A 12,670-nucleotide genomic window follows, 5' to 3' on the forward strand; every position below is an offset into this window, starting at 1 on the left:
CCGCGTTGATCCGCTCAAGCGAGAAGGTTGTGCGTCGTGCGGGCGCACGACCGATGATTCGTGGAACGGTAGCCGTCGGTGTGCGGCCTGCCACAGGCGGTACGGATCGTTCGTCGGTTACCTGCGGGCTGCCGGCGTGCTCGGGGCAAGCACATCCCCGCCAGCTACCTTCGTGCCTCCGAAGCCCAACGCCGGGCGCTGCTCGCGGGCTTGCTCGATACGGATGGCACCGTGGCGCCAGCGGGCAACGTCCAGTACACCTCGACCTCTCGCAAGCTCGCCGAGGGTGTCTTCGAGTTGGTCGTGTCGCTCGGATATCGCTGCACGATCAACAAGAAGCGTGTCAACGGCCGCCAGGACGACACGTCGATCGCGTACACGCTGAACTTCAGCACTGCCGACGAGGTCTTCCGGCTGGAACGCAAGCGCCGGGCACATCAGGAGCGGCGTCGGGCTACGAGTACCGTTCGGTCCGGATCCCGTTACATCGTCGCTGTAAGGCCAGTGCCCAGCGTCCCAGTGCGGTGCATCACTGTGGACAATGCCGACCACATGTACCTGGCCGGGCGCTCCATGATCCCGACGCACAACTCCACCGCATCGATGGACTTCGCCCGTAATGCGGCCATCCGGCACAACTGTGCCAGCGCGATCTTTTCGCTGGAAATGAGCAAGGTCGAGATCGTCATGCGTCTGCTCTCGGCCGAGGCGCGGGTGCCGCTGCATGTGCTTCGCTCCGGCCAGCTGTCCGATGACGACTGGACCAAGCTGGCGCGCCGCATGGGCGAGATCAGCGAGGCCCCGCTGTTCGTCGACGACACGCCCAGCATGAATCTGATGGAGATCCGGGCAAAGGCGCGCCGACTCAAACAGCGCCACGACCTCAAGCTGATCGTTGTCGACTACCTCCAGCTGATGACCTCGCCCAAGCGCACCGAGAGCCGCCAGCAGGAGGTCGCCGAGCTGTCGCGTGGCCTCAAGCTGCTGGCCAAAGAGGTCGAGTGCCCGGTAATCGCGGTGAGTCAGCTCAACCGCGGTCCCGAGCAGCGCACCGACAAGCGCCCCCAGCTTTCCGATCTGCGCGAATCCGGATCGATCGAACAGGATGCCGACGTTGTCATCCTGCTCCATCGCGACGACTACTACGACAAGGAGTCGCCGCGGGCCGGGGAGGCGGACTTCATCGTCGCTAAGCACCGTAACGGGCCCACCGATACCGTCACGGTCGCGGCACAGCTCCATCTATCCCGCTTCGTCGACATGGCCATCGTCTGAGGCCGCGCCGCGCTGCCGCGCGAGACGCCAGGGCCATCGTCTGAGGTCGCACCGTGCTGCGCCGAGAGTCGCCAGGGCGGCCGGCTGGGGCCGCCCGCGCTGCGGCGGAAGCCGCTATGGCGATCGCCTGACGCGGCCAGGCGACGTCTCGGCGCGATGAGCCGGCAATCGGAAGGGCCGCAGCCGGTCCGGCAGCGCAAGAAACAACGCCGCCGCCGGACCGGACCGCTACCGGGGCTCAGTCGAAGAGCTCGCCCAGGAAGCCGCGGTGCTTCTTGCGGTGGTGGTGTCCGTGGTAGCCGTAGTGGTGCCCGCCGCCGTAAGCCGGTGCGGGCGCGTGCGTGGGTGCGGGGTAGCCGTGGGCCGGCGGCGGAGGCGGAGGCGGCGGCGCGTACCCACCACCGGGTGGCGGCGGGGGCGGCGGCGCGTAGCCAGGGGCCGCGGCCGGTGGTCGCTGGGCCGGAGGGGCACCTTGCTGCTGGTTCCAGCTGGCCTCGGCCTCGAAGAGCTTCTCCAGCTCACCGCGGTCGAGGAAGATTCCGCGGCACTCGGTGCACTGGTCAACGGTGACGCCACTGCGTTCGTACGTGCGCATCTCGCCACGGCATTTCGGACAGGTCATCTGCATCCTTCGACGGTACCGGGTGGAATCGCTCACCGCCCTGAGGCGCGGTCCGGCGAACCGGCACGCGCGAGCGCGAGTCAGGAACAGCGAGTCAGGAACGGGTGCTAGAAAAGGCGGCCCAGGCCGACGCCCGCCACAGCCGCCGCGATGCCCGCGCACAACGTCACCGCCACGTAGAGCACGGCAACGGCCCGCGACCTCGACGCATTCAGCTGGACGGCCTCCAGTGCGAACGTCGAGTACGTCGTCAGGGCCCCGCAGAACCCCACCCCGACCAGCGTGCCCACCCACCCGGGCAGCTGGCTGCCGAGCCCGGCGAGGAGGCCGAGCAGGGCGGAGCCGCCCACGTTCACCCAGATCGTGGACCACGGGAGCACCAGGCGGGCCAGGTAGCGCGCCGCCGCGCCGACCGCGCCGCCGGCCAGGACGAGTACCAACGTCACTCGGGCCTCCCCAGTGGACGGAGGCCAAGCCACACCGCGGCGAGGGCGGCGACAAGCGTTCCGGCCACATAGGCCGCTGCCGCGAGCGGGCGGCCAGCGTCGGCGAGGGTCCAGGTGTCCACCGCGTACGTGGAGAAGGTCGTGAAGCCGCTGAGCACTCCCGTGCCCAGGAACGGCAATGCCAGCCGGTGTTCCGGTGCCAGCCGGGCCAGCACGCCGATCGCGAGGCAACCCACCACGTTGATGACGAGCGTGGCCCACGGGAAACCGCCGGTCTCGTGCGGCCACGCCACGCCGATGCCGTACCGCGCGGCAGCGCCAAGCGACCCGCCGGCGGCCACCACGGCGAGCACGTCCCAGGAGAAGCGGCGGCTCATGCCGGGCTGCGCAGCGCGGGTACCCACGCCAGGAACGCGACTGGGTAGAGCAGGTACCCGAATCGGGTCGAGGGCATGAGGAGGATCGCGGCCAGCAGCCCGTACCCGCAGACAGCAGAAGCCGCGGCGGCCGTGCGCGGCGGGCGGCGGGCGAGCCAGACGGCGATGGCCACCGCCGCGGCGGCGAGCAGCGCGCCCGCGATGATCCGGCCGCCGGGGAGGTTGTCCGCGATCAGATAGCCGGGGAACGGGGACTGCGCCGGGCTCGTCACCACGCCCTCGCCCAGCGGAAAGCGGATCACGTTGTCGACGAACGCGGTCGCGTCGACAAGCACCGCGGGCAGCAGCGCCGCCGCGGGCAGGCCGATCGCGCCGGCGGCGAGCCGCGCGGCCTGGCCTCGCCCGGCGGTGAGCGCGTGGACCAGCAAGACGGCCGCGACCGGCCAGGCGAAGAGCTTGAGCGCGGCGGCCAGTCCCACCGCGATCCCCGCCGCGCCGTAACGGCGCGCGGCACACAGGGCCAGAGCCAGCAGACACAGCGCGAGTACGGGTACGTCGTCTCCGCCCGTCGCCATCGTGAGCGGCACGAGGGGGATGACGGTACCGATCTGGAGCGCCCGCAGCAGCGTGGGTCCCCACCTCAGCTGCCGGATCGCGAGCCCCAGCGCGGCGATCGTGACCAGCGCGAACCAGATCCGCGCGTCCGTCCACCAGGCTTCGCCGGCGATAGCGCGGGGCAGGCCGAAGAGGGCCATCCCCGGCTGGTACGGCAGGTAGCCGAGCAACTGCTCCCCGGGCGGGAGGGTGGCGATGGTGTCGCTGGAGAGGTACGGCGTGCCGTGGTCGAGCAGGCGTTCACCGCCGTGCTCGATGACGATCACTTCCTCCTGCGCCCGGTCGGTGCGCCCGTCCGCCCGCTGCACCGCCTGGATCACCATCGGCAGCAGTGCCACGGCGGCGAACGCGAACGCGGCGACCAGCGCACGTTCGCGGGTACCCGATCGGCGTGTGACCAGCTGGACCACGACGGCGATGGCCGCGAGCGCGTAGCCGGCGGCGGCCACCGCGCCCCAGGCGCGATGCGGCAGCAGCGTCGAAGTGGCTGCGGTTATCGCGGCGAATGCCCCGGATAGGCCGTAAAGAGCGAGGTCGGCCGTGAGCGTGCGGGTTTGGGTACCTTCCGGGACGTTCACGCCGGCAAGTGTGGCAGGCGGTCACCCCGGTTGCGGCCGCTGGCCCGGCGGTTGGGCGATAGCCGGATGACCGCGCCCTCGTCGTGCAGCGCAGGGGCGAGGGTGCCGGGGCGGCCACCGGACCCGCGGTGTAGCGCGGCGAGCAGGCGGGCCGAGGGCATCGGGCGGGCGAAGAGGTGGCCCTGGCCGGCGGTGCAGCCAAGCTCCCACAGCGCCCGCCGCTGCGGCTCGCTCTCGATGCCCTCGGCGACCACCACGAGGTTGAGGCTGCGTCCGAGGTCCAAAGTGGAGCGGATCACCGCGGCGGCCTCGGGTGAGGTCTCCATCTCGCGTACGAAACCGCGGTCGATCTTCAGCTCGTGCACCGGGATGCGGGAGAGCACCGACAGCGACGAGTACCCGGTGCCGAAGTCGTCCAGTGCGAGCCGCACACCCGCGTCGCGCAGCTGGCCCAGCACCTTGTCGACGACCTCGAGCTGGCTGATCGTGAGCGTCTCGGTCAGCTCCAGGAAGAGGCGGTCGGGCGGCAGGTCGTGGGCGCGCAGCCGGGCTAGCACCGAGCTGGGGAAGCGCGGGTCGAGCAGGCTGCGCGGCGAGACGTTGACCGCGACCGGCAGGTCGAACCCGGCGTCGCGCCAGGTGCCGGCCGCGATCAGCGACTGGTCGAGCACCGCGTCGGCGAAGGCGGGGAGCAGGCCAGAGCGCTCGACCGTCTCCAGGAAGCGCAGCGGGTCGAGGTTGCCCCGGTCGGGGTGGTGCCAGCGGGCCAGCGCCTCCGCGGCCACCACCTCGCCGCTGCCCAGGTCGACGATCGGCTGGAAGCTCACGGTGAACTCGTGCTGGGTCAGCGCCCGCGGCAGGTCACCGCCGAGCGCGAGGCGGCCGACGTCCGCGGTGTCGCGGGCCCGCGCGTACGTCACGGTGCGCTGGCCCGAGCGCTTGGCCTGGTACATCGCGACGTCGGCGCGGCGCAGCAGCTCGGACATCCCGCCGCTGCTCGGCGCGACCGCGATGCCGCCGGAGGCCTCGACGCTGATCCGCATGCCGTCCAGCGACATCGGCTCGTGCAGCGCGGCGAGCAGGCCCTCGGCCCGGTGCGCCGCGATCGCCGGCGCGGGCAGCCCGGTGATCAGCACCGCGAACTCGTCGCCACCGAGCCGCGCGACAAGGTCGTCTGAGCGGGCCTCCCGGCGCAGCCGCGACGCCACCTCCACGAGCACCCGGTCGCCGGCGGCGTGGCCGAGCGTGTCGTTGACCTCTTTGAAGTGGTTGAGGTCGACGAGTACCAGCGCGATGACCCCGTCGACGTGGCGGTTGGCGAGCAGCTCGGTGCCGTGCTCCAGAAGCTGCCGCCGGTTGGCCAGGCCGGTGAGTGCGTCGTGCGCGGCGGCCCGGGCGTGCTCGTCCGCGACCCGGGTCAGCTCCTCGTACGCCGAGGCGTTGCGGACGGCCGTACAGAGCGCGGACGCGAAGGTGCGCAGGGTGTAGCTCTCGCGCTCGGAGAGCTTTACCGGGCCGTGTACGCGCAGCCGCAGCTCGCCGACGTCCGCGTTGTCGTCGTGCCCTTCCAACGCCCGTGGGATGACCGTGCCGCTGGTGGGCGGCGCGTCCGGCACGGGCCCGTCGTACGTGATGCCGTCGGCGTTGCCCCGCACCAGCCGGGGCCGGTCGTGCAGCTCCACCTCGACCTCGTCCACCGAGAAGAGCTCGGCCGCGCGGGTGACCGCGCTGCGCAGCACGGCGTCCAGGTCGACGTCGTTGAGCGCGTCAGTGGCGAGCGCGAGCCGCTGCCAGGCGTGCCGCTCCTCCCGGCTGCGCACGCGGGCGGAGTAGGCGAGGTGGAGGCTGAGCACCACCGGTGGCATGACAATGAGCAGGCGGCTGTCGACCTGTAGGAGGGCCAGCGTGGCCGCGGCGACCACGAAACGGGCGACGCTGCCGCCGAGGCGGAGGTCCCAGTTTGTGAGAAACCGCTGCTTGACTGACGTGCGCGAGGCGAGCGCGAGGATCGGGATCGTCACCAGCTCGTCGAGGATGACGGCGGCGACGTAGCCGATGGCGAGGGCCCCGATCATTTCGGTGGGACGGTCGGCGGGCTCCGGCCAGCCGAAGGCGATCACGGAGAGACCGATCGTGCCGGCGACCAGCGTCTCCTTGCCGACGCCGAAGGCCACGCGCAGTGCCGGCACCTTGGTGATGACCCGGGCGATCGCCACACCGAGCGCGGTGGCCAGGATGACCCAAGGGACGGGCGCGACCGCGAAACCGACGATCATCGCGGTCTCGGTCCAGGACACACCATGGCTGCTGGTCCGGATCCGGATGCGGACCATGGCGGTGCACGCCAGCACGACGAGCAGCAGGATGGCCGCGAGCGAGCTTGGGGAAGCGTCCAGGCCCTCGCTGGTGACGATCGTGAAGATCGAGGCGGCGCCGACAGCGCCCGCGGCAAGCGCGACGAGACCGACAAGCAGCAGCAGCCGCCGATCGGTCCCATTGTCACGTTGATCTGTGCGGGTCACGCTGGTTCCTCGATAAGTCACCCATCGACATGAGGCGCGCCCGCTAGCCTACGGTTGGTCGCTCGATAGCGACAGTGATTCACACCCAGTCGTTGCCGCGCATGACATCTCCCTTGGCATACACACACACCGGGCGAAACTGTTTTCGCCGCTATGTGTCGGTCCGACCCTCCGTCTTGCTGAAAAGGACCCTAAGGGAAGCGATGCGTCGTTAGAACTAATTAGTGTCCTAATGCGCAGTATGAGCAACTATGGCCCGGATTGTCACGCCCTGTCCTTGTGTGAGAACAGAGCGCGATCGCACTTCTATCAGAGGCGTTTCGCCTCCATCTACAGTTACGCGTTTCGTCGCCCTACGGAAGACTCGATCTTGTAGATGGCCTGATCACGTGCGGTTGCGCAAAGCGAAATCACCTTAACGGCTCGTCTGATCCGCACGTTGTGGCCGGGGTCTCATATGCGGATGCAAGGTCGCATCGGGCGCCTATTTGATCAGATCGATAAGCTCTTCATCTGCATACGGCGAGAAACTGGCAATGCCTCGCCTGCAACCGGACAGAAACGCAACCCGCTGCTCCGACGCTGTTCCTGTCGCGGTTACCCTTGCATACTTGGTGGTCCGACACTATATCGATCCTTCTCTCTGGGAGACAAACGGTGTTGGAGGTGCGGGTTCTGGGGCCGCTGGAGGTCCGCGCGAACGGCGCGCCTCTGGCGTTGGGCACCCGGAAGCAGCAGACGGTCCTGGCGATGTTGGCGGTCCAAGCCGGCCGGGTGGTCGGTCTCGAGGAGCTGATCGACGAGCTGTGGCCGGCTGATCCGCCCGCGTCCGCCGTTCCCAACGCGCGCACGTACGCGGCCAACCTCCGCCGCCTTTTCGACGCGTCCGAGCCCACCCGTGGCCTGATCCGACGGCAGGGCGACGGATACATGCTGTGTGCCGACCGCCCCGCCGTCGACCTCGACGCCTTCCTCGACGACTGCCAGGCCGCCCGCGACCTGCGGGCCGCCGCCGAGCCGGCCAAGGCGGCCACCCTGCTGGCCGGCGCGCTCGCGCGCTGGCGTGGCCCGATGCTCGCCGGCGTGACGCAGGGTTCGGTGCTCGCGGCGCGCAGCGCGGCCTTGGAGGAGGAGCGGCTGGTCGCCACCGAGGATCTCGCCGCCATCCACCTTGAGCTGGGGCAGCCGGCCGACGCCGCCCGGCTCATGCGCGACCACACCCACATGTACCCGCTGCGCGAGCGGGCATACGGGCTGCTCATGCAGGCGCGGGTGGCAGTCGGCGACGTGGCCGGCGCCCTGAGCGCGTACGCCGCGGCCCGCCGGGCGCTCGGGGAGGAGTTGGGCATCGAGCCCGGTCCGGAGCTGCGCCGGCTGCACCAGGCCGCGCTGAGGCCGGCCGCCGAGCCCGTCCCGGTCGCGTCCACTGTGGCGCCGGCACCCGTACCGAGATGGCTGCCACGCCGGGTCGCCGACTTCACCGGCCGGGCGGACCTGGTGGCACGCCTGCTGCGGGCTGGGCGGGAGGCGGGCGACGACCCGGTCATCCAGGTGATCGACGGCATGGCGGGCAGCGGAAAGACGACGCTGGCCGTACACGTCGCGCACCATCTGGCCGAGCACTACCCGGACGCCCAGCTCTTCACCGACCTGCAAGGCCACGGGGAGGGCAGCCCGGTCGAGCCCGCGGCGGCGCTTGGCACCCTGCTCCGGCAGCTGGGCGTACCGGCCGAGCGGATCCCGGCGGACGTCCACGACCGGATCGCGCTCTGGCGCAACGAGCTGGCCCAGCGCCGCGCGGTGGTCGTGCTGGACAACGCGGCCAGTACCGACCAGGTCACCCCGCTGCTGCCCACAGCGCCGGCGTCCGTGGTCCTGGTGACCAGCCGCCGTCGCCTCGCGGCCCTGGAGGGCGGACATCCGGAGTCGCTGCCACTGCTTTCACCGGCCGAGGCGATCGACCTGCTGGCCAATCTGGTGGGTGCCGAGCGGGTACGGGCCGAGCCGGAGGCGGCGGGCCAGGTGGCGGCGCGCTGCGGCTACCTGCCCCTCGCGATCCGGTTGGCCGGCGCCCGGCTCGCACACCGGCCCGGCTGGCGCCTGGCAGACCTCGCCGACCGGCTCGGGCACCATGCGGCCGTACTCGCGGAGCTGACCGCGGAGAACCGCTCGATCGCCAGCGCGTTCGGCCTCTCGTACGCTCCGCTGCGCGAGCCGGCCAAGCGGTTGTTCCGGCTCCTGGGCCTGTGGCCGGGCGAGCACTTCCCGGTCGAGGCGGCGGCCGCCCTGAGCGGGCTCACCCTCCCGGAGGCCGCACTGGTGGTCGACGAGCTGGTCGACTGCCATCTCGTGGAGGAGCCAGACGCCGGCCGGTTCCGCCTGCACGACCTCATGTCCGAGTACGCCCGGGCGCTCGCGCTGTCCGTCGACCCCCAGGCCGAGCGGGAGGCTGCCGTCCGTGGCCTGCTCGACCACTACCTGCACTCGGTGGCGGCGGTGACCGAGCCGCTGGAGCCGGCTGCGCTCCGCCGCCATCTCGCCTTGAGCCAGCCCCTGCGGCCGGACCTCCTCGGCGCCCAGGGACCGCTGGACAACGACTGGCTGGAGCGCGAAAACGCCAACGTCCGGGCGCTGGTACGCCACGCCGAGCAGGCCGGACACGAGGGCTACGCGTGGCGGCTGGCCCGTGCACCGTGGCGCTTCCACTATCTGCGCGGGTACATCGACGACATCGTGGAGCTGCACGAGTGCGGTCTACGCGCTGCCGAGCGGCTCAACGACGACACCGCGATCGCCTCGATGCACAACTACCTGGCCTCCGGCTACCAGCGCATCGGCCGTTCCCAGGAGGCGGTGCTGCACCTGGAGATCGCGATCAGGCTGCGGGAGCGCACCGGAGACGTGGGCGGCGCCGGCCAGAGCCGGGCGAACGCGGCGAGTGTCTACTGGGTACTCGGGAGGTTCGAGGAGGCCGCCTCGATCAACCAGAAGTCACTGGCCGAGAGCTGGCGGCTGGGTGAGCGGTCGGTCCTGCTGATCCTGCCCAACCTCGGTATCCCACTGATGTACCTGGGCCGGCTGGAGGAGGCCCTACGGGCGCACCGCTGGCACCTGTTCCTGGCCCGGCAGAGCGGCGACCACTACCACCTCGCGCAGGGGCTGGGTCACATCGGCGCGGTACGGGTACGCATGGGGCACCCGCACGGCGCGATCCGGGTCATCAAGGCGTCGCTGGCGCTGAAGAAACGGATCGGCATCCGGCTGGGCGTGGCCGAGTCGCTCAACGACCTGGCCTGCGCACACCAGCGCCTCGGGCTCCTGTCCGAGGCGGAGCGGCTGCACCGGCTGGCGCTGACGGAGTCCGCCGCGGTGGGCCACCGGACGATCGACGTCGCCACCTTGAACGACCTCGGTGTGACGCTCGCCCTCGCCGGCCGGCCACAGGCGTCCATCGAGACGCACGAGCAGGCGCTGGCCCTGGCCACGAGGATCGCCAACCCGTACGAGCAGGGGCGGGCGCTCGCCGGAATCGCCGCCCGTCGCGCGGATGACGACCCGGCCGAGGCACGCCGCCACTGGGAGCGGGCGTTGGTGCTGTTTCGCCAGATGAACGTGCCGGAGCGGCACGAGGCGGCACGGCGCCTCGCGGCCCTGGTCCCCGCCGATCCAACCTGACTCGCTGCTCCTATCGCCGCCTTATCGACTTCTTATCGACCTCCTGCTCACGGCACCCGTACGGTCGCCAGCGTGCCCGTGGCAAGGCGCATAGGGGAGGCATGAGTAATGGGGCGGCCAGAGCGCGGTCTCGACGCGGCCGACGGGCCAGTGGAGCGTTTCGTTGGCGAGCTTCGTGACCTGCGGAGGAGTGCCGGTAACCCGAGTTATCGCGAGCTGGCCAGGCGGGCGCACTACGCCCCCACGACGTTCTCCTCGGCGGTATCCGGATATCGGCTGCCGACCCTCGATGTGACGCTCGCGTTCGTGAGTGCGTGCGAGGGAGACGTGGTCGGGTGGGAGGAGCGGTGGCGCCAGGCGGACAGCCAGGCGCGGGCCGGGGCCAAAAGGTCCACGGAGTCGGTGGGTCGTGCCCCGTACCGCGGGCTCGGCTCGTACCAGCCGCACCACGCTGAGTGGTATTACGGCCGCGAGCACCTGGTCAACCGCCTGACCGCCATGCTGGGCGTGCGTCGGGTGGCGGTCGTCTCCGGCCCCAGCGGTACCGGCAAGTCGTCGCTGCTCCGGGCTGGGCTGATCCCGCGCTTGAGTGCCGCGCGGGCGCGACCGGCGTGGCAGCCGATCCTGATGACGCCGGGCCGGCAGCCGGCCGCCGATCTGGCGCGGCGGATGGGCGACGTCGCCGCCCGTACCCCGCACAAGGTGGCTCTGGCGGTCGTGGTGGATCAGTTCGACGAGCTCTTCAGTCGGGGCGTCCCCGAGGCGGAGCAGGCCGAGTTCCTCAGCACGCTGCGGGCGCTCGTCCGGGAGCCGCACAGCCAGCACCGGGTGGTCGTCGGCGTGCGCGCCGAATACAGCGAGCGCACCGCCGACCTGCTCTCCGGCACCGCGAGCGGGGTGGGTCGGCTCACCGTCGAGCAGATGACCGGGCCCGAGCTCCGGGAGTCCATCGTCCGGGCCGCGCGGCAGGCGGGGCTGGCCGTGGAGCGCGCGCTTGTCGCCCGCATCGCCGCCTCCGCGCCGAGCACCTCCCACGCGCTTCCGCGCATCTCGCACGCGCTCCTGGAGGCCTGGCGGCGGCGCCGCGGTGTGATCGTCACGCTCGGCGGATACGAAGCCGCGGGTGGTATCTCCGGTGCGGTCGAGCAGACGGCAGAGAGCGTGTACGGCGCCTTGACGGCGTCCGAGCGGAAGGCCCTGCGCTGGACGCTTCAGCGGCTGGCGCGGCTCGACGGCACGAGCAGCGTGACATTGCTCGGTCGGGTGCCGGCCGGCGTCTACCCCGAGGCGGCGACCGCGATCGGCCGGATGGCGCTCGCGGGTCTGCTCACGACGAGGCCGGGCACGGTGGAGATCCCGCACGCGGCGCTCGTTACGGCCTGGCCACGGCTGCGGGCCTGGCTCAGCGAGGAGGCCGGCAGCCAGCCGCGCATCCCGCACCTGTCGGGTTCGTACCGATAGGCCCGCAGCGGCAGTGCGCCACAATGCGGCCCGCGGCACGGGGGGCGGGCCGCCACCCGGGGAAGGGGCGTAACGGGGGGCGCTCCCTTCCCCGGGGAGGCGCGCATAAGCTCACCTGGTGACGGATTCCGCCCATCTCACCCACGTCGACGCCGCAGGCGCCGCCCGCATGGTGGACGTATCGGCCAAGTCGGTCTCGGTGCGCCGCGCGGTCGCTGCCGGCCGCCTGCACACCACAGCCGAGGTCGTCGACCTGCTCCGGCGCGACGGCCTGCCGAAGGGTGACGCGCTTGCCGTGGCCCGGGTCGCCGGGATCATGGGCGCCAAGCACACGCCCGACATAATCCCGCTCTGCCACCCGATCGCTCTGCACGGCGTCACGGTCGACTTCGTGCTCGGGGACGAGATCGTGGAGATCACCGCGAGCGCCAAGACGGCCGACCGCACGGGCGTGGAGATGGAGGCGCTGACCGCCGTGGCCGCCGCTGGGCTCGCCCTGATCGACATGGTCAAGGCCGTCGACCCGGCCGCTTCCATCGAGGGGGTACGGGTGCTGAGTAAGGAAGGCGGCAAGACCGGCGACTGGTTCCGCCCCGAGGATCGGCTGTGATCAGGGCGCGTGTGGTCGTCGCCTCCAACCGGGCGGCCGCCGGGGTGTACGAGGACACGAGCGGCCCCCTGCTCGTCGAGGGCCTGCGCGGGCTCGGCTGCGAGGTGGGCGAGCCGGTCGTCGTGCCGGACGGCGAGCCGGTCGCCGTGGAGCTGCGCCGCGCGGTGGCCGAGGGCCTGGACGTGGTGCTGACCAGCGGCGGCACAGGAATCACGCCGACCGATCGCACCCCTGACGTGACCCGCGAGCTGATCGACTACGAGGTGCCGGGCATCGCCGAGGCGATCCGGGCATACGGGCTGGTCAAGGTGCCCACCGCCGCGCTCTCCCGGGGGCTGGCCGGTGTCGCCGGCCGTACCCTCGTGGTCAACCTGCCGGGATCGAGGGGTGGGGCCCGCGACGGCCTCGCGGTGCTCGGGCCGTTGCTGGCACACGCCGTTGATCAGCTACGCGGTGGCGACCACCCGAGCCAGGTACAGGGTTAGGCTC

The 12,670-nt window shown here is 71.4% G+C and carries 9 protein-coding genes and 1 pseudogene; 5 read left to right on the forward strand and 5 right to left on the reverse strand.

Annotated elements, in window-relative coordinates; genetic code table 11:
- Nucleotides 1–150 precede the first annotated feature (150 nt).
- Nucleotides 151–1,275: pseudogene (locus Pflav_RS49370) on the forward strand (DnaB-like helicase C-terminal domain-containing protein); the annotation flags it as partial.
- Nucleotides 1,276–1,513: 238 nt separating this feature from the next.
- Here Pflav_RS49370 and Pflav_RS33290 read toward each other — a convergent pair.
- From Pflav_RS33290 to Pflav_RS33310, 5 genes are all read right to left on the reverse strand, one after another.
- A complete protein-coding gene (locus Pflav_RS33290; protein ID WP_173040725.1) occupies nucleotides 1,514–1,903 on the reverse strand; it encodes a TFIIB-type zinc ribbon-containing protein in 390 nt (129 codons plus the stop codon).
- A 101-nt stretch (nucleotides 1,904–2,004) separates the two neighbouring features.
- Complete coding sequence (locus tag Pflav_RS33295; RefSeq protein ID WP_173040726.1) at nucleotides 2,005–2,343, reverse strand: fluoride efflux transporter FluC; 339 nt, start codon at nucleotides 2,341–2,343, stop codon at nucleotides 2,005–2,007.
- Nucleotides 2,340–2,747, reverse strand: a complete 408-nt coding sequence (locus Pflav_RS33300; RefSeq protein ID WP_232072198.1) for a fluoride efflux transporter FluC — start codon at nucleotides 2,745–2,747, stop codon at nucleotides 2,340–2,342. The genes Pflav_RS33295 and Pflav_RS33300 overlap by 4 nt, the downstream gene beginning before the upstream one ends.
- Nucleotides 2,717–3,913: a glycosyltransferase family 87 protein gene (locus Pflav_RS33305; RefSeq protein WP_173040727.1), complete on the reverse strand. Its 1,197-nt coding sequence runs from the start codon at nucleotides 3,911–3,913 to the stop codon at nucleotides 2,717–2,719. The genes Pflav_RS33300 and Pflav_RS33305 overlap by 31 nt, the downstream gene beginning before the upstream one ends.
- Entirely contained in the window at nucleotides 3,910–6,435 is a 2,526-nt protein-coding gene (locus Pflav_RS33310) for a putative bifunctional diguanylate cyclase/phosphodiesterase (RefSeq protein WP_173040728.1), read from the reverse strand. The genes Pflav_RS33305 and Pflav_RS33310 overlap by 4 nt, the downstream gene beginning before the upstream one ends.
- Nucleotides 6,436–7,101: 666 nt before the next feature.
- Between Pflav_RS33310 and Pflav_RS33315 the strand changes: the two genes are divergently transcribed.
- The 4 genes from Pflav_RS33315 to Pflav_RS33330 all read left to right on the forward strand — a co-directional run bounded on the left by Pflav_RS33315 (nucleotide 7,102) and on the right by Pflav_RS33330 (nucleotide 12,666).
- Nucleotides 7,102–10,110: an AfsR/SARP family transcriptional regulator gene (locus tag Pflav_RS33315; protein ID WP_173040729.1), complete on the forward strand. Its 3,009-nt coding sequence runs from the start codon at nucleotides 7,102–7,104 to the stop codon at nucleotides 10,108–10,110.
- Nucleotides 10,111–10,218: 108 nt separating this feature from the next.
- Nucleotides 10,219–11,571: an ATP-binding protein gene (locus tag Pflav_RS33320; RefSeq protein ID WP_173040730.1), complete on the forward strand. Its 1,353-nt coding sequence runs from the start codon at nucleotides 10,219–10,221 to the stop codon at nucleotides 11,569–11,571.
- 118 nt (nucleotides 11,572–11,689) lie between these two features.
- Nucleotides 11,690–12,181, forward strand: a complete 492-nt coding sequence (moaC, locus tag Pflav_RS33325; RefSeq protein WP_173040731.1) for a cyclic pyranopterin monophosphate synthase MoaC — start codon at nucleotides 11,690–11,692, stop codon at nucleotides 12,179–12,181.
- Nucleotides 12,178–12,666 (forward strand): MogA/MoaB family molybdenum cofactor biosynthesis protein, encoded by a 489-nt coding sequence (locus Pflav_RS33330; protein WP_173040732.1) that lies wholly within the window; start codon nucleotides 12,178–12,180, stop codon nucleotides 12,664–12,666. Before moaC ends, Pflav_RS33330 begins: the two co-directional genes overlap by 4 nt.
- The last annotated feature ends 4 nt before the right edge of the window (nucleotides 12,667–12,670 follow it).

It is taken from the genome of Phytohabitans flavus, assembly GCF_011764545.1.
GTDB classification, from domain to species: Bacteria; Actinomycetota; Actinomycetes; order Mycobacteriales; family Micromonosporaceae; genus Phytohabitans; species Phytohabitans flavus.

Coding starts and splice junctions, on each gene's coding strand:
- Pflav_RS33320 (WP_173040730.1), top strand. CDS start 10,219: ATGGGGCGGCCAGAGCGCGGTCTCGACGCGGCCGACGGGCCAGTGGAG.
- Pflav_RS33290 (WP_173040725.1), bottom strand. CDS start 1,903: ATGCAGATGACCTGTCCGAAATGCCGTGGCGAGATGCGCACGTACGAA.